The sequence below is a fragment of the Nocardia sp. NPDC058633 genome (genome assembly GCF_042717045.1).
GTDB lineage: Bacteria > Actinomycetota > Actinomycetes > Mycobacteriales > Mycobacteriaceae > Nocardia.
In genome coordinates this window covers 39,728-63,122 of record NZ_JBHXRA010000021.1, presented here as the reverse complement: position 1 = coordinate 63,122, position 23,395 = coordinate 39,728, and the positions used below count along the sequence as shown (strand labels likewise).

Genomic DNA, 23,395 nt, shown 5'->3' with positions numbered 1-23,395 from the left:
GTGACCCAATTTCGCGTTTGAGCTGTTTTACCGGGCTCGGAGTCCTTATTCTCGTCGCGTAACCCGGCGTCGCACCTGTTTCGTTGCGCCCGGGGAGATCGGAGAGGGGCCCGGGGTTGATGGCGCGGTACGAGGAATGGGACGACGACCCCGACCAGGAGTCCGACGATCGGCGTTGGGACGGCCAGCGCTGGCCGCAGGTGAGCACGGACGGTTCGGCGGGCGGTCGCCGTGGTGACCAACCGCGCGTGAATCCCTATGCCATGGTGGCGCTCGCCGCCGCGCTGATGCTGCTGTTCCCGATCGCGATCGTGTTCGGGCTGTTGTCGTTCGGGCATCCACGCGGGCGGGGGATCGCGGTGCTGGCGTTGCTGCTCGGCATTTCCGAGGTGGCGGTCGCGGCCGCGATCGGGCTCGCGGTCTTCGGCGGGTTGGATGTATCCGTTCCGGCGCTGGCCCAGTCGGCGGCGGCGGCATCGTCGTCACCGACGCCGGTGTCGGTGACCTCCCACAGTGCGCCGACGGCCACCGAGGTTGTCCCGGTGACGAGTCCCCCGGCACCCCCCGAGAAGGGCGTCGTCGTGGAGAAGGGCACAGCGTGTCCCGCGGAGAAGGTCGGTCTGCTGGGCGTCGCCGCGGACGGTGCGACGTTGCTGTGTCTGCGCGGAACCGATGGATACACCTGGTCAGGGCCGTTCCGGGTGTCGGGGTCGTACTACACCGCCGGGGCGAAGTGTGATCCCGCGGTGGACAAGTCGGGGCGCACTTCCGAAAATCACGCGCTCGTGTGCGAGGGCAAGGGTAGCGCCGCGGTCTGGTCGCCCTGGACCACCGAGTAGATCGGGGTCCCGGCACAAACAGCCTCAGTCCTTCTTGGCTCGGCTCGGCTGCACGCGGGGCGGCTCGTTCGGCATCTTCGGATACTGCGGTGGCCACGGTGCGTCCATCAGCCCCGCGCTCATGTCGCGCTCCGACAGCGCCAGGAGCGGTTCGATCGACTGCGGTGCACGGTTCGCCCAGGGATCGCCGGATTCGGCGAGGCGGGCGGGCACGGTCGCGATGGTGAGTTCGTCGGGGACGACAGTGTCGAGTTCGGCCCAGGTGATCGGCGTCGACACCTGTCCGCCGACCTTCGGCCGCACCGACCAGGCGCCGAACACGGTCTTGTGCGGCGCGTTCTGGTTGAAGTCGACGAACACGCGCGAGCCGCGTTCCTCTTTCCACCACTGCGCGGTGATCTGCTCGGGATGCCTGCGCTCCAGCTCTCTGGCCAGTGCCACCGCGGCCGCGCGCACCTCGTAGCCGTCCCACCGCGGTTCCAGCGCCGCGTAGATGTGCAGGCCACGAGAACCCGAGGTCTTGACGAAGGCATCGATACCGAGTTCGGTGAGCACCTCGCGGGTGAGCACCGCGGCCCGGCGCAGATCGTCGAAACCGATGCCGGGTGAGGGGTCGAGGTCGATGCGCAGTTCGTCGGCGATCCGCAGATCGGGAACGTGGTTGGGCCACACGTGAAAGCCGAGGCAGCCCTGATTCACCGCCCAGAGGATGTGGGAGAGATCGTGGGCGACCAGCGCGTCGCTGGTGGTGCCGTTCGGGGTGGACACCTCCACCGTCTGCAACCAGTCCGGCGCCGACTTCGGTACTCGCTTCTGGAACCACGATTTGCCCGAAGCGCCGTCGGGATAGCGTTCCAACAGCAGCGGACGACCACCGATCACGCCGAGCAGTGGCTCGGCCACGGCCCGGTAGTAGTCGACCAGGTCGAGCTTCGTCTCACCCCGCTTGGTGAAGTAGACCTTGTCGGGATTGCTGATCGTCAGCGCGCGGCCATCGATGTCGAGTTCGATCGCGGTGCTCATCGGCCGATCCCGAAGATCGCGTCGAGCTCGGCGGGCGCCACTTCGTCGAGTTGGGCGTAGGTGCACGATTCCGGGGTGCGGTCGGCCCGGAAACGCGCCAGGCGCCCGCCGTGGCGGAACCGTCCCGACTGCACGTGCTCGTAGCGCACCTCGGCGACCAGCTCCGGGCGCAACGGCTCCCACGACAGATCCTTGCCGCCGCTCCACCGACTCACCCCACCGGGCATCTTGCCGTCGGCGTTCGCCTGCGCGGCGGCGTCGGCCCAGTCACGCCAGGGATGATCAGCCAGGGCGTTCTCACGCAGCGGCGCCAGCTCACCGAGTAGGTCGCGCCGCCGGGCGGCGGTGAAACTCGACGCGACCCCCACGTGATGCAGATTGCCCTCGTCGTCGAACAGGCCGAGCAGCAGCGAACCGACGCCCTCGCCGTCCTTGTGCATCCGGTACCCGGCGACCACGCAGTCGGCCGTGCGTTCGTGCTTGATCTTGAGCATCACGCGCTTGTCCTGCAGGTAGGCCAGATCGTCGGACTTGGCCATCACGCCGTCGAAGCCCGCGCCTTCGAACCGGGTGAACCAGTCCTGGGCCACGTCGGGATCCTGGGTGATCGGCGTCAGGTGGATCCGGCCGGGCGCGGCGTCGAGCAACGATTCGAGGTCGCGACGGCGTTCGCTGAACGGCGCTGTCGTGAGATCGCGGTCGCCGAGCGCGAGCAGATCGAAGGCGACAAAACTGGCCGGCGTCTGCGCCGCGAGCTTGGTGACCCGGGAGGCGGCGGGATGCAGCCGCTGCTGCAAGGTGTCGAAATCGAGGCCCTGGTCGGTGACGACCACGATCTCCCCGTCGACGACACACCGTGGCGGCAGCGCCGCTTTCAACAGCTCGGCCAACTCGGGGAAGTAGCGGGTGAGTGGGCGATCGTTGCGGGAACCGAGTTCGATCTCGTCGCCGTCGCGGAACACGATGCAGCGAAAGCCGTCCCACTTCGGCTCGTAACTGAGCCCTGGTTCGCGCGGCAGCGACGGTGTCGACTTGGCCAGCATGGGGCGCACTGGCGGCATCACCGGTAGATCCATCCGATCCTCCTCGCGGGTCTGTTCACCCGTGTCGACGATGCGAGCACGCCCGATTCATCGGTGTGTGAGGCGATCGTAGGACGGGGGACCGACACATGCGCGGATCTCGCGCGCGGGAGGTCAGCTGTCGAGCCAGCCGTGCTCGTCGGCGAAGATGGTGAACCGGTCGCGGATGGTGATGATCTCGGCCGCGGTGAGCGCGGGGGAGGCTTCCAAGAGCAGTTCGGTGATCTGCTGGCGCAGTTCGTCGGGGCCGAGTCGGTCGCCACTCTTGCGCGTCTTCGGGGCCGCGGGGGGCTGGCCGACGCCGGTCAGGTTGATCGCCTTGGGGCCACGGTCGCCTTCGGTCACGTCGAACTCGAAGAGACGACCCTGGCGCAGTTCGTCTTCGTCGAGGCCGATGTCGTTGACGTGCACGAACACATCGGGCCCGCCGTCATCGGGCCGGATGAACCCGAAACCCCGTGAACCGTCGAAAGACACCAATTTCCCGATGGACACCAACAGACTCCTCGCTCCGCTTCCCGTCGTTACTCTAACGCGGCTTTTGGGCGATTTCGCCCGGAAAGTGGATAGTCGGCGAAATCTCGGGATTCGCGATGAGACGGTGCCGACCGTGCATGGTCACGATCCGGTAACTGCCCGTTCACGTCCACTCGTTAGCGTTTCTCACCTGTCGGAACGGTGTGGAGGTCGTAGACGCGTGTTGGACCCCGGTGTGGGGACGAGAGCGGGGGGATTCGAAGCCGGTCGTGGCGTTTTGTCGGCGACGGCGCGCATCGGGAGCGAGCCGGTGTGTGTGCGGCCCTGCGCGCCACCGGTGCTCGCCCCGCGGCCGCGTCCGGCGCACGTCCCGCTCGCGCCGGCCCAGGAGCGGATGTGGCATGCCGCGCGACTCGGTCGGTCGGCGGACTGGAACGTGGCGCGGGCGATGCGTGTGCGCGGTGCCTGCGTCGACGTGGCCGCACTGCGGGAGGCGCTGAAACTCCTTGTCGCCCGGCATGCTCCGCTGCGAACCCGCTATCCGGCAACGGCGCTCGGGCCGGCGCAGCAGGTGGTCGATCCCGACGAGGCCGTCCTCGACGTGGCCGAATGGGGCGTGGACGAAGCCGAACTCGCACCCGCGGTCGCCGCGCTGGCCGGGCAACCCTTCGACCTCACCCGGGATCTGCCGGTCCGGGCGAGGTTGTTCGTACTCGGCCCCGGCGATGTGGTGCTGGCCCTTGTCGTGCACCACATCTCGGTCGACGGGCGCTCGATGGGCCCGCTCGTTCGCGATCTGGTCACCGCCTACCTGGCCTGCCGGGTCGGCGCCCGCCCACAATGGCCACCGTTGCCGATCAGCTATATCGACTACACCCTGTGGAAGCACGAACAACTCGGTGAGTTCACCGACGAGTGGAGTCGGGCGACCCATCAGCTGCGGTACTGGGCCAATGCGCTGGCGGGTCGTCCCGCACTGCTCGACCTGCCCACGCGCGAACAGCCCGAGACGCCGGTCGACCCGGTCGCCGGTGCGCTGGTGCCGATCTCGTTCGACGCCGGCATCCACGCCGGGTTGCTGCGGTTGGCGCGGGACCGGCGGGCGAGTCTGTTCATGGTCCTGCAGGCCGCGTTCGCCCTCACTGTCGGCGTGTTCGCGCGCAGCTCCGATGTCACTGTCGCCACCGCGGTGTCGGGTCGTGATCACCGCCTGCTCGACGATCTCGTCGGCAACTTCTCCGATGACGTCTTGATGCGGATCCGCCTCGACCGGGCGGGTGACGTCGACGAGCTCCTCGATCAGGTGCGCCGGGTCGCGCTCGCCGCCTACACCCACCCCGATACCCCCAACCCCCGCCTCAAGCGCTGTCTGCTGCAGGACGCCGCGCTCCCGCTGTTTCAGGCCACGCTCATCCTGCAGCGTGCCGAGGCGTCGCGCGCCACCGCCGAACCCGCCTCCGCCCAGGGGCTGTCGATCAGCGAGGTGCCGACCGGGGTGATCAGGGCCAAGCACGACCTCGAGTTCGGACTCACCGATCACTACGATTCGCTCGGTGCGCCCGCCGGCGTCGACGGCTCGTTGCTGTACCCGATCGCCCGGTTCGACGAGACGACGGCGCAACACTTCGTGGCGCGCTTCCGGGCGGTGGTCGGGTTGCTCGCCGAGGGATATCGCGGCCCGCTCCCGGCCCTGGTGGCCGCGACCGGGCACGCGCGGTCGCGCGGCGGCGCTCGCCGCGCGACGCGAGTGCTCACCTGATCAGCCGCCGCGCTCCAGGGGATAGCCGGCGTCGCGCCACGCGACGATGCCGCCCGCGAGACCGAACGCGTCATAGCCGGCGCCATGGGCCAGTGCGGCGAAGCGCAGCGAGGTCTCCCCGACCGGACATACGAACACCACCGGCCGTGATCGTGGAAACGGCACACCCTGGGTGAGCATTTCGTCGAGCTGGTCGTCGCGGATATTGAGCGCGCCGGGGACATGCCCGACTCGGTAGGCCATCGCGCCACGGGTATCGACGACAGTGGGCCGACCCGTGCGGTCGAGTTCGGCCAGTGCGGCGGGTGACAGCGTCGGCGCGGTGTCGCCGGGGGTCGGGGGAGCCGGCCCGGTGGCCTTGCCGAACAGGTCCGGCCTGCGCTTGGCGAAATAAGACAGATACGGCTCGATTCGGTCACACACGATCAACACGGCCACCAGCGCCCTGTCCTCGGGCCGCGGTGCCGCGGCCAGCGCGCGTAGGGCGGCGTGGTAGCCGGCGCCGCTGGTCGGCCCCGCGAGTACGCCGTAGCCGCGAACCAGGTCGAGGGTCGCCTCGATGGCGGCGGCGGAGTCGACGGTGACGATCTCGTCGTAGAAATCCGGCCGGAACAGGCCGACGTCCCACATCTCACGCTCGGAACGGATGCCGGGGATGAAATCGAAGCGGTCCGACACCACCCCGACGGTGCGCAGCCCCGGATGATGGGCCAGCAGTGCGGTCGCGGTGCCGCGAGTGGACCCCGTGGTGCCGAGGCCGCCGATCAGATAGTCGAGATCTCCGATCCCCGCCGCCGCGAGGTCGGCGGCGATCTCGGCGCCGGTGCCGTCGTGATGGGCCGCGATATTGCGCTCGTTCGTGTACTGCGAGGGGTGATACCAGCGGCCCGGCGCCTGGCTGATGGTCTGATCGATGATCGCCGAAACATCGTCGGCCGCATGGGGGTCGGGGCACTCGGACAGGCCGGGTAGCTCCACGATCTCGGTGCCGAGCAAGTGCAGCAGTTCGCGGACCTCGCTCACCCTGATCCGGTTGGTGACCGCACGCAGCGGGATGCCGTGCAGCGCGCCGAGCACCCGCAGTGCTTTGGCGGTGTTGCCGCTGGAGGCCTCGATGAACGACTGACCGCCGGCGGTGACGCGCTCGAGGTCGTCGCGGATCATCGCCCAGGCGACGCGGTCCTTCACCGAGCCGAAAGGGTTGTGCGACTCCAACTTCGCGTACAGGTCGACATCGGCGAGCCCGTGCACGCCGGGGTCGAGGCGCAACAGGGGAGTGTTGCCGATCAGCTCGGTGATGTGGGTGTAGACCATCATCGTTGTCCGGGCCGGTAGTCGGCGTCGTGGCAGAGCACGAACTGGCCGTCGCGATGCAGCACAGCGACTTTCGCCGGAACAGGGTGCATGCCGGCCTGGGTGGCCGACAGATCCATGTGGTAGGCGGCGGTATTGGCGAACACCACCGGATCGCCGGGCGACGGCAGCTGCGCGACCCGCACCTGCCGCTGGGTTATCAGGTCGCGCTCCAGGCACAGGTGTCCGGCGAAATACACTCCGGCGGGACGGGTGTCGACGTTGTCGGCCAACACGATCGGATCGATGAGCACCTCCTGGTCGGCGGCGGTGACGGTGTCGCGACTGAGGTCGAGATGGACCAGTGTCGCGCCGTTGCCCGCCTGTTTGACGAATTCGACCTGCGCCACGGTGATTCCGGCATGGTCGACCAGTGCTTTGCCCGGCTCGAGCCACAGATCGAGAAGATTGTCGGTGAGCACCGTCCCCAGCGCCCGGCCGCCGTGCCCGCTCAGTGGCGCGGCGAGTAGTTCGGCGAGGGTGGCGGCGGCGGGTTCGGTATTGGCGTACTTGTGGAACACCGGTCCGCCGTGCACTCTGCCCTCGGCGAGGTGGTAGCCGAACGTGTTGTTGCCCCAGTGCATCGCGGGGCCACGCCCGAGCAGACCCGCCCGCAGTGCGTGGTCGTAGGCGTCGTAACCCGTGGCGTCGGCGGCGAAGACCTGGCGCAGGCCGCCGCCGATGTCGAGCACGGTCGGTGCCAGACCGTGCCCGTAGGCTCGTTCGATCAGTTCGAGACAGTCACCGACGGCGTTGATTCTCTCGGTGGTGGCAGCGGTGTCGAGATGGAAGGCGAAGCCGAGCAGCCGCAACCGATCGCGATGTCGCACCAGCAGCTCCAGCGCTGTCGTCACCTCGGCGAGATCGATGCCGAATCGACTCGGCGAGCTACCGGCGAATCCCGAAACACGCAGTAGTACCGGCGCGGGCGGGTCCGGGCGCGCCAGCTCGGCCATGGTCGCCAGTTCCCACAGATTGTCCACATTGACCGTCACTGCGGCCGCGAGTGCGGCCCGCAACAGCGCGGTGCCCTTGGGCCCGGTCACCTCTATCCGATCGGCGCGAAATCCGGCGGACAGGGCAGCACGCAGTTCCCCCGCGGACGCCACATCGACGGCGATCCCCGCGTGCGCGGCGGTGCGGGCGAACGTCGCCGAACGATTCACTTTGTGCGCGTAGCAGATCCGGTGTCGGACGGCTGCGGTGTCCAGCGCGCTGCCCAGCGCTGTGAGGTTGTCGGTGAAGACCTGAGGGAACACCAGGTGCAGAGGAGAGCCGTAGTGCCGCAACGCCGTACGCACACCGTCGCGGTCGGCGAGGAACGCGGCGACGAGCGGATGCAGCGCGGCGGGAACGGCGGGCGGGATCATCCCACCGACGCGCCGGGCACCGGTGCCGGCACGTCGTCGACCGGGTTGTAGCCGCCGTCGCGCAATGCCTCGAACACGCGGAACCTGTTGCGCGGACTCCGAATCCGCGCGATGACCCGCTTGGATTCCAGATCGATGTCGACGACGGTGATTTCCATCGACTCGAGCAGGGCGGTGATCGTGCGGACGCAGTGCCGACAGCTCATATCGGGGACGTAGAAGACCCCGTCGTCGCCTGTCGGCGCGGTTTCGGGTCGCTGCTGGGTGTGGTCCTCGACCACCTCCACCGTGTCCGCCAGCGCGGCGAACGTCTCGACGAACCGGTCGACCACCGCGGCCAGCACATGCACGCCGGCACCGTCGATCTCGTGCTGCGTCGCGGCCGGACAGGTCGGTTGGGTGTCGGCAGGCAGGAGCGCGTACTGCCGGGAGATCAGGTCCAGATCGTCGTGATACTTCGCGACAGCAGCCTCGATCTCGAGGCCTTCCTCGGTGGTCGCGCGCAGCATCACCGCGTGCGCGTCGGCGATGGTGGCGTCCTTCATCGCGCGCAGGACGGTGATCGAGTCGGCGGTGTAGCGGACGGAGCCGTCGGGCTGGGCGGCCAATCGCACCGGAATCATCCCGCGCCGGAAGGTGGACGCCTGCAGTTCCCAGAACCAACGGGTGGCGACGGCCGTGAAGATGCCGGAATCTCGCATCCCCCTGGCGAACGCGACGACGTCGCGACAGGGGGTGTCGTCGGCGATCAGTCCGTGCTGGACCAACGCGCGGCCCGTGGCCTCGATGCCGACCCGGAAGATCTCGTGCGGATCGTGATCGGTGGTCGTCGCCGAAAGGACACGCCGATCGTGGGCGGACAGCGCCGCGGCCCGCGCCGCAATGCCGGAGGCCGACAGCGAATGCCACAGTGCGAGCACGGTTTCCCGGGCGATCACCGCGAGTTCGGGGCCCGCGCCCGCGGTGTGGAAGTACCCGGTGTTGGGAATGCCCGCACTGTCGGTCCAGGTGAGGCGATGGGTCGCGCTCCTCACCTGATCGGGTCGGCACGGCCGCATGAACCGTTCCAGGTACATGCGCTGGGACTGTGTCAGGGTGGCGCCGGTCTCGAACTGTAACGCCGTGGCGCGGACAGTGATTCGGGCCCGATCCGGCGGATCGGTGGTGGCGAAGAGCCCGGGGGCGGCCAATCCGGCCAGTACCCGGGACGCGGCGCGACGATCGTAGTGCTGCACGGTGGGCGTGCCCATCGTTCCTCCTCGGCGTCAGGGGGCTTCGGGACAGGTCTGATCAACGCCCGTACTCGGCGATGCCGGCCACGGACGCGACGAAACGCTCGACCTCGTCGAGGGTGTGGGAATGGTGGAGAGCCGCGCGCGAACAGGTGGGCGCGTGCCGGATCACCGAGACGGCGGCGAGCTCGGGCCGGGCGGGGTGCACCCGCTCAACGATACGCACGTTTCTACTACGACTCGCGAAGAGTTTTCAGGCGCAAGGCTTTTCGGCTCCGAGTCCAGCCGACGGCTCAGTAGTTGCCCTGGAGGTACTCGACGAGATGTTCGCGTTCGGCCGCCAGTTCGGTGATCTCGCTCTTCACCACGTCACCGATGCTGACGATGCCGATCAGCCGGTCGGACTCCACCACCGGCATGTGCCGGATCCGGTGCTCGGTCATCACATCGCGCAGGGAGGACACGTCCTCGTCGGGCCCGCAGGTGCGAACCCTGGCGGTCATGATGTCGGTGACCGGCCGGTCCAGCAGTGCGGCACCGTGGGTGTGTAGATGGCGCACCACGTCGCGTTCGGAGACGATGCCCGCGATCACCGCGCCATCGGGGGAGACGACCACCGCGCCGATATTGTGTTCGTCCAGCACCGCCAGTAACTCACGCACCGTGGTCGGCGGCGGCACTGTCGTGACCGCCGTGCCCTTGTTGCGCAGGATCTCCGCTATCCGCATACGCGCACCACCTGTCCGGATCGATAGTCGCTCCCCAGCATGACCGGTCGACACCGACCTGACCAGCACGAAGACGTTACGACCGGACTATTCGTCGTCCAGCCCCGCGGACAGGTACGCCGCCGCGGCCAGCCACTGGCGACACTGTGGACCGTGGATGTCGTGTTGGCGCAGCATCTCGCGCGCCTGACGGTAGGTGAGCCCGTTCGGCTCGTCGCTACACGCCGTGGGCGGTGCACCTGCGGCACCGAGGTGTCGCTGAAATGGACCACTCATCTAGTCCCCTCCCATCCGGCGACGGGAGGGGTGCTCGGCCGGTGTAGCCGATGACCTCCCGGTGATCTTGCGCCGTGAGTCTACGGGCGAGTTGTTTTCGAATGCAAGCACATCTGCACGTTCGTTCTGGCCGTGTCGGGCCGCGATGGGGTTGTGGCGCTTAGGAATTCAGGGGGGTGGACGGCTCGGTGGAGGGGCGTCCCCGGTCCTGACATCAGGTAAGTACCGACCGGTGCGCGGCGGCGTTTCGCATGTTAATGTCCCCATCGCGCAAGCAGATGCAAGAACGTTTGTGCGTGCATCTGCAATTTTCGTACCGATGGGCATCATTCGAGAAGGAGGAGTGCGGTATGTCCGGAATGCAGCATGATCAGCGTGAACGCCCGGGAGACGGTGCGTGGCGCAAGAGCACCTACAGCAACCCGAGCGGCAATTGCGTCGAGGTTGCCGAGGCGGCGGACGGTTCGGTCGCCGTGCGCAACTCGCGCGACCCGCAGGGGTCGGTGATCTTCTATACCCGGCCCGAAATCGACGCGTTCATCCGCGGCGCGAAGGCCGGAGAGTTCGACTACCTCACCGGGTAATCGGTAGGATCTGGGTCCATGACGGCTGAACCCGACGAGATCGGTCGCGTGCAATCTGTTGTCGACCGCGGCCCCACCGTATTGCGCATCGCGCTAGGTGGCCAGTTGCGCAAGCTACGCGAGGGCAAAGGCATCACCCGCGAGGCCGCCGGCGACGCGATCCGCGGCTCGCATGCCAAGATCAGTCGGCTCGAGCTGGGGCGCACCGGCTTCAAGGAACGCGACATCCGGGATCTGCTCACGCTCTACGGCGTGCACGACCCCGCCGAACGCACGTCGTTCTTCGAATTGGCCAGACAGGCGAGTGAGCCCGGCTGGTGGCATCGCTACAGTGATCTGCTGCCGTCGTGGTTCAGCACCTACCTCGGTCTCGAGCAGGCGGCCAGCCAGATCCGTACCTATGAGGCGCAGTTGGTGCCAGGGCTGTTGCAGACGCCGGAGTACACCAGGGCAGTCGTCACCCTGGGTGTCGACGACGCCGAAACCGATCGCCGTGTGCAGGTTCGTCAGCGGCGCCAGGACGTCTTGCGCCGGGTCGACCCGCCGGTGGTCTGGGCGGTGATCGACGAAGCCGTCCTGCATCGGCCGATCGGTGGACGCGAGGTGCACCGGGCGCAGCTGCGCCATCTGGTCGAACTGTCGAAGCTACCGAATGTGACGGTGCAGGTGCTGCCGTACGCGGCGGGTGGACACGCCGCGGCCGGTAGCTCGTTCAGCATCTTGCGCTTCGGTGAGCCGGAGCTGCCCGACATCGTCTACTTGGAGCAACTGACCAGCGCGCTCTATCTCGAGCGTCGCCAGGACCTCGCGCTGTACCTGTCGGTGATGGATCAGCTCAGTGTGCAGGCCGAACCGCCGGACCGTTCGCGGGCGATCCTGCTGGAGTACGCAGAGCGCGACTGAGTCAGTATCGGATACAGCCGGCGGCGATGCGCCAGAAGGTATCAGGGGTCAGCGTCTGCAGATCCCAGTCATCGGCCAGCTCGTGCGCGGTGGTCACGATGCGGTCTATATCGAAATCGTTGCGGGTCGCCGCGCCGGTGGATTCCACGGCGTCGATGACGAAGGCGACCGCGCTTTCCCTCGACCACCCCGCGGCGACGGGATGGGTGGTCGCTGCGCGATCAGCGAGGCTGTGACGACCTGTGGTGTTGTTCATGTGAATGCCCCTGTGCTAAGGCAGTGGCAAACCCAAGGCAATCGCTACCCCGGGTGTGCCGCTCGCGGCCTCCCCTTACTTTTCCCTGAATTGTGTTGCGGCCCTGAGTTTAGGACGGAGCCACTTTCAGATGCAAGCACATCTGCACGATCGATTCCGTCTCGATGCAGCGTATTTTCCGGCTTCTGAGCGGCGAATGCAGGTTCTCGCCGTCGCCCTTACCGCAGGTGATTCGCAAATAGTGGTGTGACCGGCGGCTCGCCGAGTTCGACGGGTGGCGACAATGTGGCGCGGGTTGCCCGCGAATGAGTCGAGTGGGCGAAATATGCTGCGATAGTTAATTTCTGGTTATCGGATCGCTGAGACGGCGGACTCGATCGAGTCCGTTCCGGAAACCAGCTCGAGCGTGCGACGAAAGGTGTTGCCCGCGAACAAGATCGCCGCGAGTGTCGCGGCGACATCGGCGCGCGGCACCGCATCGCGCGAAATCGGCGGCGGTCCGAGCGTGACCAGACCGTTGCCTTCGGTGTCGGTGAGCCGGCCGGGGCGCAGGATCGTCCAGTCCAGATCGCGTGTCCGCAGGTCTTCCTCGGCGCGGGTCTTGGCGTCGATATAGGCGGCCCACACCTCGTCGGTCCCCGCTGCAGGCGGGCTCCCCGCGCCCATGGTCGAAATCTGCACGAACCGCGCGACGCCGGTGTGCTCGGCGGCGTCGGCCAACTGCACGGAACCGTGGAGGTCGACGGCGTATTTGCGCGCGGCGCCGCTGCCCGCGCCCGCCCCCGCGGCGAACACCACCGCGTCCGACCCGGCGACCGCGGCCGCGAGGTCCGCGGGGCTGTCACGTTCCATGTCGTAGATGACCGGCACACCGCCGGTCGCGGCGATGTCGGCGGCCTGGCCCGGTTCGCGGATGAGCGCGTGGACCTGGTCACCGCGACGGGTCAGCACCGCCGCGAGCAGTAGAGCGATCTTGCCGTGTCCACCGGCGATGACAATGCGCATGGTGTGCTCCTATCAGCGTTCGGGGCCGCCTGGATTGCAGTTCGCCGCCACCGTGGCCTGATAGCCGACGTCGGGGCGCCACGGTTCGAGATTCCAGCTCGGTTTGTCGGGCGCCACCATCCTCGCCCATACCCAGTGGCACAGGAACTGGTCGCGCATGCCCGGTGCGTCGGCAGCGGCGTCGAGGGCGCGTACTTCCTGCCAGGCCGACTCGTCGGTACCGGGCGCGGCGGTCTTGCGGCCCGCCTGGGTGGGGAAGACGAGCAGTCGGGAGCCGTCGACGTTTTCGGTCCAGGTCACGTGATCGATGAGAGGAAGGCCCGCGTAGGGGTCGACCGTTGTGGTGGGTGGCGCGATGGTGGCCCGAACCCGTGTGGTGGTGGTTGTCGGGGTGGCCGTGTCGGGCGGGTCCGCGACATCGGCGGTCTCAGCCGGGCCGCAGCCGGTGAGTGCGGCCGCCGCGGTGAATGCGAGCAGGAACTGCCACCGTGTCACGAACGCCCTTTCTGTCACCGCGAGCCGACGAGGGCCCGTCGTGTCAGCCTAGTGCGATCGGCGGGGCGGCGCCGTCGTCAGTGCCACAGGGACCGGCACGGCAGCCGACGCAGGCCAGGGCCGACCTGCCCGTCGACGGTCACCAGTAGGCCGGAATGCACGGCCGCCGACGTGAACTCCCATGCCTCGGCCTGGGTCGCGGCGTATTCCAGGACCAGTGCGTCCTCGGGCGTCGAGCCGTCGAAGTAGACCGTGATCCGCCGGGTCGGTATCTCGTTCGGGTCGATGCGGTGGAGGGTGGCGGCGATGTTCTCGTCGGTGGGAATCATGGCGTGCTCCTTTCGCCCCGGCACTGGTGAGCGCCTTCCTACTCGACAGTAGGTCTTGCACCATCGAGAGGAACACGTTCCGATTTCGCTTGGAGATCTCACAATCCACCTGTCGCCGCGGCGGTGCACACGCATATCGGCGTGCTGCCTTCGATCACAACTACGCACAGAGTGAGGTTGTGAGCTCCGCCGATGTTCGCGCCGACCCGTCGACGAGGAGCCACGGTACCGGCGAAGATCGCTCTCGACAGCAGCGACACGGGAGGGAAAGCCGCATGATCTGGTTTGCCGCGCCACGACGTACTCGGCTGGGCCGAGCGCTCCTGGTCGGCTCGGCGGCAGCGGTACTGGCTGTGGTCCCCGCCGCGGCGGGCAACGCCTCGCCGCTGTACCCGACCGCCGATCCCGACCCCTTCTACAGTCAGCCCGCAGACCTCGACGCGCACCAACCCGGAGACGTGCTCGACGTGCGGAAGATGCCGCCGTTGGCCATGTTCCCCGACACCGACGTCACCTTGATCCAGTTCCGCTCCACCAATTCCGCGGGCGAGCCGATCGCCGCGACGACGACGGTGCTGCAACCGACCGACCACCACGCCGATGCCCCCGTGCTGTCCTACCAGCACATCATCAACGGCCTCGGCACGCGCTGTTCGGTCTCCAAAGTCCTCTACACCGACGACCCCGACCTGATGGTGCGCGAGGCGGTGGCCTGGAATTATGCGCTCCAGCGCGGGTGGACGATGGCCGTGCCCGACCACCTCGGCCCCAATTTCGCTTACGGTGCGGCGAAATTGGGTGGTCAGGTGACCCTCGACGGCATCCGCGCGGTGCGCCAGGTCGAGCAGTTGCGGGTCGGCGGTAGCCGGGTCGCGATGGCCGGGTATTCCGGGGGCGGCATGGCGACGGCGTGGGCGGCGGCTCTGCAGCCCGAGTACGCGCCCGAGCTCGAGATCGCCGGTGCGGCCATGGGCGGGGTGCCGATGAACCTGGTGTCGATGCTCGAGGGCCTCGGGTTCGGCTCGCATCCGGTCTTCGGACTCGCACTGGCGGCGGGGATCGGCCTTGAACGTGAATACCCGCAACGGTTTCCGATCAGTGACCAGATGAATGCCAGCGGCTTGGCCGCCCGTGCCTCGATCCGCGACGCCTGCACCAACGACATCCTCGGCGCGGGAGCCGGGCGCGGAATCCTCGACTTCGCGGCCACCACCTCGCTGGTGGAGGATCCCCAGGCGCGCGCCGTGGTCGAGGAGAACAGCCTCGAACTGTATCCGGGTGCGCCGACAATGCCTGTCTTCGAATGGCATTCGCCGATCGACGGACTCATCCCGGTCGACGCGATCACCGCCACCGTGGCGCGTTGGTGCGCGGCCGGCGCCAAGGTCGTCAGCCAGCACACACCGACCCCGGATCATCTGACCGCCGCGGTGCTCGGCCTGCCGTCCGCGCTGGGGTGGCTCGACGCGCGGCTACGGGGGGAACCGGCGCCCAGCACCTGCTGAGCCCGCGTTCGATCGACCCGGATCCGCGCCCCCCTGATGCGGATTCGGGTCGATCGATGCCGGGTGGGGCGATTCTTGTTGCGATACAGCGGCATTGCGCACACGACTCGGGCACAACGCCGAAGTCCTTTCCTCGCTGCACGTAGCGTAAAAGCTCTGACGACGGCGCGGTGGGGGAGTTTCGGCGGGGTCGAAGCACCGCATAGTGGCACGTCATCGACGAATCCGTTGCCACCCGAAGGCGTGTGTGCCATGAGATCTGTTCGAGTACTTGTCGGTTCGATGTTGCTGCTGTGCTCGGTGACGGCGGGCACCGCCGCCGCCGATCCGCCGCCGACCCACGAATTCCCGGTGCCACAGCTGGGAACACCCGGATTCCTGCCCGACCTGCAGCGCTGGATCGATCAGGTGATCCCCTCGCCGATCCAGCCGAACACCGCTGATCCGGCCGCCGAACTCGCGGCACTGCACGCGGCAGTCCTGCCGTCGCCGGTCGGCGATCCGATCTTCGACCAGTGGCCCGCCGGGCTGAACGAGCTCGCGCCCGGCGATCTGATCGAATCCCGCGACATCACCGCGACCGCGGCCTGGCTCACCGTGGTGCCCATTCGCTCGGCGACGCTGCTGAAATTCCGCACCGAGGACGCGCACGGCAGGCCGTCCTACGCCACGGCGACCCTGATCGTGCCCGCCACCGAGTGGACCGGGTCCGGCGACCGCCCCGTGCTGGTGAACAACCTGCCCATCGACGCGCTCGGCCGCAAGTGCACCCCGGGCTACTCACTGGCGCACGGACTGACCACACAGTCGAGCGCGACGGAATTCATGCCGCCGACCACCCAACTGGCGGTACTGCGTGGGTACGCGGTCCTGGTGCCCGACCATCAGGGCCCGTGGATGGCCTACGCCGAACCATATGTCGCCGGGCACGCGGTGCTCGACTCGATCAGGGCGGTGCGCGGGGTGGACCCCACGTCCTACGGCGAGAGCCGCTTCGCGATGACCGGCTATTCCGGCGGCGCGATCGCCACCCACGGTGCGGCCAAACTGATCGATTCCTACGCACCGGAACTGGCCGACGCGATCGTCGGCGCGGCGCTGGGCGGTGTACCGGCCGACTTCGAGATCCTCTCGCGCAGTATGAATGCCAACCTCGCATCGGGAATATTTATGGCAGCGACCTTCGCGATCGGCCGGGAGCGCCCCGAAATCCTTGCCGCGATGAACAATCTCGGGCGCTGGGTCACGACGTCGATCATGAAAGATACGTGCGCCAGCGTGTTCGCACTGCCGGGGATTCTGCATCTGCCGATCGACGTCGGCGCGAATATCGCCGACCCGCTGCGTTCGGAACTGGCCACCGAGATCTACGAGATCACCCGTATGCAAGGTTTACGGTCGGCTACTCCGCTCTACATCTACAACGGTGACCAGGAGTTCTGGATCCCCGCGGAGGGTGCGCACAATCTCTACCTCGAACAGTGCGACCTCGGTGCGAACGCGGTCTATCGCGGCGTGCTCGGCGAACACATCATCGGCGCGGTGACCGGCTATCCGGAGGCGATGCTGTGGCTCGACGAGCGACTCCTCGGGGTCGCCGCGCGCAGCGAATGCGCAACGGCGAGATGATAATTCACAGAGCATTTCGCGTGGAACAATGGTCGGACACAGCGCCTTCGCGACTCGAACCTGCGCCCAACCGAACGGCTGGAAATTTTCCTGTGCCTCGTCATGGCAGTTTTCGAGAGGACGTGGTGACCTGCCCAGACCGCACGTGACAAGCGTCTCGTAAGGAATTCTGCGGCTTATGTTTTGGGCGGTTTCGACAAGCCATTCGTTCTCCCCGAAGAAAAGGGCGACGAATATTCGAATCGCACAGGAAGACAAGTCAACACATGAAATCTCCCAGTCGCAGGCGCACGCTGCACACGGCGGTATTCGCCGGAGTCGGCGCCCTTTCCATGGTATTCACCGGGCCGGGGGCGAGCGCGGCTCCCGCGGCGGCGCCGACCGAGCACGATCTCGCCGTGATCGTCTCCGAGGGCCGTCAGGTCGCGGGGTCCGGTTCGGCGTGCACCTCCGGCAGCGGCGCGGGGTCCGGCAACGGGTCCGGTGACTGCTACGGCGGTTCGGGTTCGAGCTCGGGTTCCTCGGGCGGCTATTCCTCTGATCCCGGCGCGCACGGGCCGGCGTCGACGGCGTTTCTCGCCGCGTTCGCTTACGGGCTGAACAATCCCGATGCCGGGGCGCCCGGGACCAACGATTGGAACTGCAAGCCGACCGCCGAACATCCTCGCCCCGTTGTGCTGTTGCACGGCACCTGGATGAACGCCTACAACGGTTACGCCTTCATGGGTCAGCCGATCAAGGACGCGGGCTACTGCACGTTCACGTTCAACTACGGTCGCTCGAACATGATGGAAGGTGGCGGGGTCGGTTCGTTCCTGCCCGGTGTGATGGGTACCGGCTACATCGAGGATTCGGCCGAGCAGACCGCGGCGTTCATCGACCGGGTGCTCGCGGCCACGGGTTCCGACGAGGTCGACATCGTCGCGCACTCGCAGGGTGGCGCGATGGCGAACTGGTACACCAAGTTCGAAGGTGGCGCGGCGAAGGTGAACAAGCTCATCACCTTCGGTGCCACGCACCACGGCACCAGCCTCGACGGTATCGGTGCGTTGGGTCGCATGATCAACAACCTGGGTATCGACATCCTGGGTCCGATCGAGATCTTCGTCGGGCACGCGGGTATCCAGCAGACCATCGGCTCGGATTTCGTGAACAACCTCAACTCGGTGGGTGACACCGTCCCCGGCGTCGATTACACCATCGTCGGTACCCGCTATGACGAGGTCACCAACCCCTACGAACTCACCTTCCTGAAGGCGGGTCCGGGGGCGCGCGTGGACAACATCACCCTGCAGGACGGCTGCGAGCAGGACATCTCCGATCACTTGACGATGATGTACTCGCCGCGCGCGTTGTCGATCGCGCTTCGCGCACTGGACCCGGTGCAGAACCCGCAGCTGAGCTGCACGTTCAACCCGTGGCTGGTCGGCGGTGGCGGCGCGCTCTGACCCGCCCCCGTTGACAACGACGAAGGCGCTGCCCACCTCGGTGGACAGCGCCTTCGTCGTGTCGGGGGTCAGGCCGGGACGGAACGGTAACTGCGCGCGACGAGCGCGGAACGCAGGTACCACAGCCCCGAGGGCTGGGTGGGATCGAAGCCGGTGAGCTGGCCGATCCGCTTGAGCCGGTAGTCGACGGTGTTGGTGTGTACGTGCAGTACGCGCGCGGTGCGCTGGCGGTTGAGGTTGTTGGCGATATGGCGCTGCAGGGTTTCGAGCAGCTCGGGGTACTGATCCAGCGGGTCCAGCAGCGAGCCGAGGAATTCGCGCCCCGGGCCGGGGCGGGTGAGCTGGTATTCCAGGGCCAGCTCGTCGAAGCGGTACAGACCGGAGGTCACCTCGAGCCGCTGCACCATGTCCAGCAGTTCGTGGGCCTGGTCGGCGGCATCGGGAACCCCGGTGGTGCTCGTTTCGACCATCGCGGCGGTGATACCGACCTGCGCGGCCTGGGAGAGCTGGGCGACCAGCGCGGTCAGGCCCTCGCGGTCGAAGGTGTCGGCGGGAATCAAGACGGTTCCACCGTCGACACTGAGCAGCGACAGTGCCGAGTCGCCGCAGCGCTTGGCCAGTTCAGCCTGCACGCGGCGCAGCTTGCGGCGGGCGACCACCTTCGAATCGAGCGCCGGGTTGGCTTCCTCACGATGCTGCGGGATAGCCAGGGCGAAGACCGCATAGGTCTCAGCGATGGTGATGCCGCATTCGCGAGCCATCGTCGAGGTGCTGTGGCCGCCGAGCAGCGCCGAGGTGAGGGTGTGGACGGCGGTGTGGTGTTCGCTCACCACGCCGCGCAGCTCACGAACGTAGGCCATCGAGATCTGCGCGGTGATCGTGTCGAGCAGTTCCATCACGACCTTGACGCCGCCGACGAGACTGTCGAAGTCCTTGCCGGAAGCGCTCGATACCACCAGGTCGAGACCGATTTTGAAGCCTTCGGCGATAGAGTGGTGGATCGTGTCGATCGGCACGCCTTCACGTGCCCACGCGCTGGCCGCGTCCTGTAGGCGCTGCAGCTGGCTGGGGACATCGCGCCCGTCGAGCATGCCCACCGCGAATTCCAGGCAGATCCGGGTGATGGTGGTGACATCGCCGGAGATCGCGTCGCCGGGCAGGGTGCCGCAGGGCGCGACGTTGGCGACGAAATGGCCGACCATCTGCCGCGATAGCGCGCGAACATCCTTGAGTGGCAACGACATCGGCCTGCCCGAGACAGTCAGCGACGGTCGGGGCGGGTTGTGGACGGACATCTGTGTTCCCTTCGCCAGTTCGGCTGTACCCCCCGCTGTCCAGCGAACCCCACCCTAACGAACTACAAACGAAACCGGAATGGATTGTCATGTTCTGGGTATAGGGCCCACGGGTCGCTGCTGACGTAGTGACCGGTCACAAGTCTGGTTCTTCGCTATCAGTGGTTGTAGAGTTCAGCGCCATGCGACCTGCCGTTCGATGTCTGGTCTGGGAACTGAACGAGACCCTGTGGGAGGGTGTCGTCCACGACGAGACCGGCACCACGCCGCACCCACCGGCACTGCGCACGCTGACGAAACTGAGCGAGCGCGGTGTGCTGCATGCTGTCGCCGCGCGCGGTGACCGGGCGAGAACCCTGCACACGCTGTATCGCCACGGACTGTACGAGATGTTCTCGGCGGTCGAGGTCGGCTGGGGCCGCAAATCCGCCTCGATCGTCCGTATCGCGGGGACCCTCGGTCTCGGCCTGGACGCACTCGCGTTCGTCGATGCCGAGCCGGTCGAACGCGCCGAGGTCTCGCGCGCACTGCCGATGGTGCGTTGCTACGCCGCCCGCAATGTCGAAGTGCTTCCGCTGCTGCCCGATTTCCGGCACGACCTGCGTTCCGGTCGGGTACCGACTCCACCGTTGGGGTTCGCCCGCGTCCCGGCCCACTGACCAGGAACACCGCGTCGGTGTCGGTTCACGAGTAGGTGAATGCGGCACCGGCTGCATGATTGCAGCGACTGCCAAAATGGTAGGGCCCGATCGATTCGCGCCCGCGATCACGGCAATGCCGGCGGCAACGACAGCGTGAGCGCGGCCAAACGTCGCGGCGAGGCGACGACGTCGTAAGCCGCGATCCGCCCGTCACGCACCACGAACGTCACCGCGAACACCGGGCCACCCGCTCCGGCCACCACCAGACCGGGCTTGCCGTCGACGAGCATCAGCACCGCGTCCCGCGACCGTCGCCGCAGCGCGAGAGCGCCCTGCGCCACGGCCCGGGCCCCGCGCACGAGCGCGGCCATTCCGGGTGAGAGCGCCGTCGGGTCGGCGGTGCGCACCACATCGGGTGCGAGCACCGCGAGCAGTCCGCCGAGATCGCCCCCGCGGGCAGCCTGCACGAAGGCCGTCACCGCGGCCTGATGGGCGAGCAGTTCGGTCGGCTCGATCCGGGCGGGCGCGTGCACCCGCAGTCGGGCGCGGCTGGCGAGTTTCTTGGTGGTGGCGGGCGTGCGTCCGAGCATCGGCGCGATGTGGGAAAACGGGACGGCGAACAGATCGTGCAGCACGAAGGCGACCCGTTCCTCGGGGCCGAGCGCGTCGAGAACGACCAGCAGCGCCCGCCCGACGGAATCCGCCCGCAGCGCTTCGGCTTCGGGATCGGTGCCCGCGCCGGTCGCCGCCCGAGCGGGAGCGTTCGATGCCGCGACCTCGGCGCGACGGCCGCGGGCGCGCAGCATATCGAGGCAGATCCGCGACACCACCGTGGTGAGCCAGCCGTCGAGATCGGCGATCTCGGTGTCGGTCCCGGCCAAGCGCAACCAGGCCTCCTGGACCGCGTCCTCGGCCTCGGCCCCGGAACCGAGCAGCCGGAAGGCGACGCCGCGCAGCCGATCGCGCCGCTGTTCGAACGCGTTCGCCGACGCCTCCAACAGTTCCGCGCGCATCGGTCACCTTTCGCTCACGCCGGTCGTCAATCGAAGGGACGGCATTCGCTGTCCGTCACGGCGGCTGTCTCCACGATGACAGAGGCGCCGATCACCCGAACCGGAGGATCTGATCCGATGCACACCACCTATCTCGTCGTCACCGTGCTCGCCGCGGTAGCGGCCTTGGCCGCCGCGCTGATCGATGTCGTCCGTGCCGACTGGGTGCGCGAGAACATGCGCCACTACGGCATTGCGCCCTGGACGCTCACACCGTTGGCTCTGGTCAAGGCGGCGGGCGGACTCGGCCTGCTCGCCGGCCTGGCCTATCGGCCGCTGGCGGTGGCGGCCGCAGCCGGGCTCGTGCTGTATTTCGTCGCCGCCGAACTCACCGTGCTGCGGGCGCGCCGGTACGCGGATCTGGGTTACCCACTGCCGTATCTGCTGCTCGCGGCCGCTTCGCTGGGTCTCGCGGCAGCATGAGGCGCCGGGTGGCGCGCCCCGGCGGGCGCGCCACCCGCACCTGGGTCAGGCCTGGGCCAGGATGAAATCCGCGGCCTGCTCGCCGATGAAAATGGCGGGGGCGTTGGTGTGGCCGCGGATGATCAACGGCATCACCGAGGCATCGGCGACGCGCAGACCCTCGACACCGCGCACCTTCAGGTCCGGGGTGACGACACTGGCGGCGTCGGTGCCCATCCGGCAGGTGCCGATCGGGTGGTAGAGCGTGTGCGAGAACTGCTCGATGGTCAGCGCGATGGTGGCCTCGGGATCGTCCGCGGGTGCCTCGGGCGGGTAGATCAGCGCGCCGAGCGCGCTCTTGAGCGCGGGCTGCCCGGCGAGCCCGGCACACACGCGGAGCCCGGTGGTCAGCGCTGCCCGGTCGGCGCCCTCGGCATCGGACAGATACCGCGGATCGATCACCGGCTTGGCCGTTGGATCGGCCGAGGCCAGGCTGATCTTGCCGCGACTGCGCGGGCGAAGCAGGATCGCGCCGAGCACCACTCCGTGGTCGGTGGCCTCGACCAGACCCTCGTGGTAGAACGGTGCCGGGGCGTAGATCAACTCGAGGTCGGGGTGCTCGAGGTCGGGCTCGCTGCGCACGAAACCGTATGCCTCACCGACATTGGAGGTGAGCATGCCGCGGTGGCGGACCAGGTAGTTGATCAGTTCGAGTGGCTTCTCCGCGGTGTACAGCGAATCCGATTCCACGCTGTAGCCGAGCGCCGCGATGAGATGGTCCTGCAGGTTCGCGCCGACCTCGGGGGAGTGGGCGACCAGTTCGATGCCGTGCTCTTTCAGCTCGTCCTGATCGCCGATGCCCGAAAGCTGCAGCAGCTGCGGGCTGTTCACCGCACCACCACACAGGATCACCTCGCGAGCGGCGGTCACCGTGTGGGTCTGCCCGCCGTTGCGGTACTCGACGCCGACCGCCCTGGTGCCTTCGAACAGCACGCGGGTGGCCAGAGATTCGGCCAGCACGGTCAGGTTCGGCCGCTTCATCGCCGGGCGCAGGTACCCGTCGGCGGTGCTCCAGCGCCTGCCGTCACGCTGGGTGACCATGGTCTGGGTGAAGCCCTCGGGTGCGGGCCTGTTCGCCGATTCGAGGTCGTGGCCCGCCTGGCGCGCGGCCTCGAGGAACGCGTGCGTCGAGGCGCGTGGGCTGCGCTGACGCTGGACGTGCTGGGGCCCCTTGGAACCTTCGTCGGGGAACTGGGCGTCCTGGACGTTCTCGATCTTGCGGAACTGCTCCACCGCGGCGGCGAAGTTCCACTTCTCTCCTGCCAGCAGCCCCCATTCCTCGTAGTCGGCGCGGAAGCCGCGCACCCACATCATCGCGTTCATCGTCGACGAGCCGCCGAAGGTCTTGCCGCGCGGCCAGTAGATCTGCCGGTCGCCGAGCTCGGGCTGCGGTTCGGTCAGATAGTCCCAATCGCGTTCGCTGCGAAACAGTTTCGAGAACGCGGCCGGGATATGGGCGAACTTGTCGTCGTCGTCGGGCCCGGCCTCCAACAGTACGACCGTGGTGCCGGGTTCGGCGCTGAGCCGATTCGCGAGCACCGCCCCCGCCGATCCGGAGCCGACGATCACGTAATCCGCGGACGTCCCACCTGCTTGCACTGTCCAACTCCGATCTGCACTGCGTCTGTCGTTCGGCGCGCCTGCTCCCGGAC

Annotated in this window: 25 protein-coding genes; 9 read left to right on the top strand and 16 right to left on the bottom strand. The window is 67.7% G+C overall.

Annotated features, from left to right (window positions below; all coding sequences use genetic code 11):
- Window positions 1-119: 119 nt before the first annotated feature.
- Window positions 120-839, top strand: coding sequence for a hypothetical protein (locus ACFWUR_RS25280; RefSeq protein WP_378910080.1), 720 nt, complete (start codon window positions 120-122; stop codon window positions 837-839).
- 24 nt (window positions 840-863) lie between these two features.
- On the opposite strand, the gene ligD is transcribed toward ACFWUR_RS25280, so the two are convergent.
- The 3 genes from ligD to ACFWUR_RS25265 all read right to left on the bottom strand — a co-directional run bounded on the left by ligD (window position 864) and on the right by ACFWUR_RS25265 (window position 3,445).
- Window positions 864-1,862: a non-homologous end-joining DNA ligase gene (gene ligD / locus ACFWUR_RS25275; protein WP_378910079.1), complete on the bottom strand. Its 999-nt coding sequence runs from the start codon at window positions 1,860-1,862 to the stop codon at window positions 864-866.
- Window positions 1,859-2,938, bottom strand: a complete 1,080-nt coding sequence (locus tag ACFWUR_RS25270) for an ATP-dependent DNA ligase (RefSeq protein WP_378910077.1) — start codon at window positions 2,936-2,938, stop codon at window positions 1,859-1,861. The genes ligD and ACFWUR_RS25270 overlap by 4 nt, the downstream gene beginning before the upstream one ends.
- A 120-nt stretch (window positions 2,939-3,058) precedes the next feature.
- Window positions 3,059-3,445 carry a cold shock domain-containing protein gene (locus ACFWUR_RS25265; RefSeq protein WP_378910173.1) on the bottom strand — a complete coding sequence of 129 codons (387 nt, stop codon included), beginning with the start codon at window positions 3,443-3,445 and terminating at the stop codon, window positions 3,059-3,061.
- 286 nt (window positions 3,446-3,731) lie between these two features.
- On the opposite strand from ACFWUR_RS25265, the gene ACFWUR_RS25260 reads away from it, so the two are divergent.
- Window positions 3,732-5,180, top strand: coding sequence for a condensation domain-containing protein (locus ACFWUR_RS25260; RefSeq protein WP_378910076.1), 1,449 nt, complete (start codon window positions 3,732-3,734; stop codon window positions 5,178-5,180).
- Here ACFWUR_RS25260 and ACFWUR_RS25255 read toward each other — a convergent pair whose 3' ends face one another.
- The 6 genes from ACFWUR_RS25255 to ACFWUR_RS25230 form a co-directional block, all read right to left on the bottom strand.
- On the bottom strand, window positions 5,181-6,497 hold the full coding sequence (locus ACFWUR_RS25255; RefSeq protein ID WP_378910075.1) for a pyridoxal-phosphate dependent enzyme: 1,317 nt from the start codon (window positions 6,495-6,497) through the stop codon (window positions 5,181-5,183).
- Complete coding sequence (locus ACFWUR_RS25250; protein WP_378910073.1) at window positions 6,494-7,903, bottom strand: decarboxylase; 1,410 nt, start codon at window positions 7,901-7,903, stop codon at window positions 6,494-6,496. The genes ACFWUR_RS25255 and ACFWUR_RS25250 overlap by 4 nt, the downstream gene beginning before the upstream one ends.
- A complete protein-coding gene (locus ACFWUR_RS25245) occupies window positions 7,900-9,153 on the bottom strand; it encodes a heavy-metal-associated domain-containing protein (protein WP_378910071.1) in 1,254 nt (417 codons plus the stop codon). The genes ACFWUR_RS25250 and ACFWUR_RS25245 overlap by 4 nt, the downstream gene beginning before the upstream one ends.
- Before the next feature lie 40 nt (window positions 9,154-9,193).
- Window positions 9,194-9,361: a hypothetical protein gene (locus ACFWUR_RS25240; RefSeq protein WP_378910070.1), complete on the bottom strand. Its 168-nt coding sequence runs from the start codon at window positions 9,359-9,361 to the stop codon at window positions 9,194-9,196.
- Between the two features lie 67 nt (window positions 9,362-9,428).
- Entirely contained in the window at window positions 9,429-9,863 is a 435-nt protein-coding gene (locus tag ACFWUR_RS25235; RefSeq protein WP_378910068.1) for a CBS domain-containing protein, read from the bottom strand.
- A gap of 87 nt (window positions 9,864-9,950) precedes the next feature.
- Window positions 9,951-10,139 (bottom strand): hypothetical protein, encoded by a 189-nt coding sequence (locus ACFWUR_RS25230; protein WP_378910066.1) that lies wholly within the window; start codon window positions 10,137-10,139, stop codon window positions 9,951-9,953.
- Between the two features lie 350 nt (window positions 10,140-10,489).
- Here ACFWUR_RS25230 and ACFWUR_RS25225 point away from each other — a divergent pair, with 350 nt between their 5' ends.
- Together ACFWUR_RS25225 and ACFWUR_RS25220 are read left to right on the top strand one after the other, a co-directional pair.
- Window positions 10,490-10,723, top strand: a complete 234-nt coding sequence (locus ACFWUR_RS25225; protein WP_056817490.1) for a DUF397 domain-containing protein — start codon at window positions 10,490-10,492, stop codon at window positions 10,721-10,723.
- An 18-nt stretch (window positions 10,724-10,741) separates the two neighbouring features.
- Window positions 10,742-11,626 (top strand): helix-turn-helix domain-containing protein, encoded by an 885-nt coding sequence (locus ACFWUR_RS25220; protein WP_378910065.1) that lies wholly within the window; start codon window positions 10,742-10,744, stop codon window positions 11,624-11,626.
- Between the two features lies 1 nt (window position 11,627).
- Here ACFWUR_RS25220 and ACFWUR_RS25215 read toward each other — a convergent pair whose 3' ends face one another.
- The 4 genes from ACFWUR_RS25215 to ACFWUR_RS25200 form a co-directional block, all read right to left on the bottom strand.
- Window positions 11,628-11,882 carry a hypothetical protein gene (locus ACFWUR_RS25215; protein WP_378910064.1) on the bottom strand — a complete coding sequence of 85 codons (255 nt, stop codon included), beginning with the start codon at window positions 11,880-11,882 and terminating at the stop codon, window positions 11,628-11,630.
- 348 nt (window positions 11,883-12,230) lie between these two features.
- Complete coding sequence (locus ACFWUR_RS25210; protein ID WP_378910063.1) at window positions 12,231-12,887, bottom strand: NAD(P)-binding oxidoreductase; 657 nt, start codon at window positions 12,885-12,887, stop codon at window positions 12,231-12,233.
- Window positions 12,888-12,899: 12 nt separating this feature from the next.
- The gene (locus ACFWUR_RS25205) at window positions 12,900-13,382 is read right to left on the bottom strand and encodes a DUF2599 domain-containing protein (protein WP_378910061.1); all 483 of its coding nucleotides are present in this window, start codon (window positions 13,380-13,382) and stop codon (window positions 12,900-12,902) included.
- A 77-nt stretch (window positions 13,383-13,459) separates the two neighbouring features.
- Complete coding sequence (locus ACFWUR_RS25200) at window positions 13,460-13,711, bottom strand: hypothetical protein (RefSeq protein ID WP_378910059.1); 252 nt, start codon at window positions 13,709-13,711, stop codon at window positions 13,460-13,462.
- Window positions 13,712-13,986: 275 nt separating this feature from the next.
- Here ACFWUR_RS25200 and ACFWUR_RS25195 point away from each other — a divergent pair, with 275 nt between their 5' ends.
- The 3 genes from ACFWUR_RS25195 to ACFWUR_RS25185 all read left to right on the top strand — a co-directional run bounded on the left by ACFWUR_RS25195 (window position 13,987) and on the right by ACFWUR_RS25185 (window position 18,293).
- Window positions 13,987-15,216, top strand: a complete 1,230-nt coding sequence (locus tag ACFWUR_RS25195; protein WP_378910058.1) for a lipase family protein — start codon at window positions 13,987-13,989, stop codon at window positions 15,214-15,216.
- A gap of 252 nt (window positions 15,217-15,468) precedes the next feature.
- The gene (locus tag ACFWUR_RS25190; protein WP_378910056.1) at window positions 15,469-16,845 is read left to right on the top strand and encodes a lipase family protein; all 1,377 of its coding nucleotides are present in this window, start codon (window positions 15,469-15,471) and stop codon (window positions 16,843-16,845) included.
- Between the two features lie 266 nt (window positions 16,846-17,111).
- Window positions 17,112-18,293, top strand: coding sequence for an esterase/lipase family protein (locus tag ACFWUR_RS25185; protein WP_378910055.1), 1,182 nt, complete (start codon window positions 17,112-17,114; stop codon window positions 18,291-18,293).
- A 68-nt stretch (window positions 18,294-18,361) separates the two neighbouring features.
- On the opposite strand, the gene ACFWUR_RS25180 is transcribed toward ACFWUR_RS25185, so the two are convergent.
- Window positions 18,362-19,588 carry a PucR family transcriptional regulator gene (locus ACFWUR_RS25180; protein ID WP_378910053.1) on the bottom strand — a complete coding sequence of 409 codons (1,227 nt, stop codon included), beginning with the start codon at window positions 19,586-19,588 and terminating at the stop codon, window positions 18,362-18,364.
- A gap of 182 nt (window positions 19,589-19,770) precedes the next feature.
- Between ACFWUR_RS25180 and ACFWUR_RS25175 the strand changes: the two genes are divergently transcribed.
- Window positions 19,771-20,247, top strand: a complete 477-nt coding sequence (locus tag ACFWUR_RS25175; RefSeq protein ID WP_378910052.1) for a hypothetical protein — start codon at window positions 19,771-19,773, stop codon at window positions 20,245-20,247.
- Between the two features lie 107 nt (window positions 20,248-20,354).
- On the opposite strand, the gene ACFWUR_RS25170 is transcribed toward ACFWUR_RS25175, so the two are convergent.
- Entirely contained in the window at window positions 20,355-21,242 is an 888-nt protein-coding gene (locus ACFWUR_RS25170; protein WP_378910050.1) for a sigma-70 family RNA polymerase sigma factor, read from the bottom strand.
- A gap of 117 nt (window positions 21,243-21,359) precedes the next feature.
- Between ACFWUR_RS25170 and ACFWUR_RS25165 the strand changes: the two genes are divergently transcribed.
- Window positions 21,360-21,704: a DoxX family protein gene (locus tag ACFWUR_RS25165; protein ID WP_378910048.1), complete on the top strand. Its 345-nt coding sequence runs from the start codon at window positions 21,360-21,362 to the stop codon at window positions 21,702-21,704.
- A 45-nt stretch (window positions 21,705-21,749) separates the two neighbouring features.
- Here ACFWUR_RS25165 and ACFWUR_RS25160 read toward each other — a convergent pair whose 3' ends face one another.
- Window positions 21,750-23,342, bottom strand: a complete 1,593-nt coding sequence (locus ACFWUR_RS25160; protein ID WP_378910046.1) for a GMC family oxidoreductase — start codon at window positions 23,340-23,342, stop codon at window positions 21,750-21,752.
- Between the last annotated feature and the right edge of the window lie 53 nt (window positions 23,343-23,395).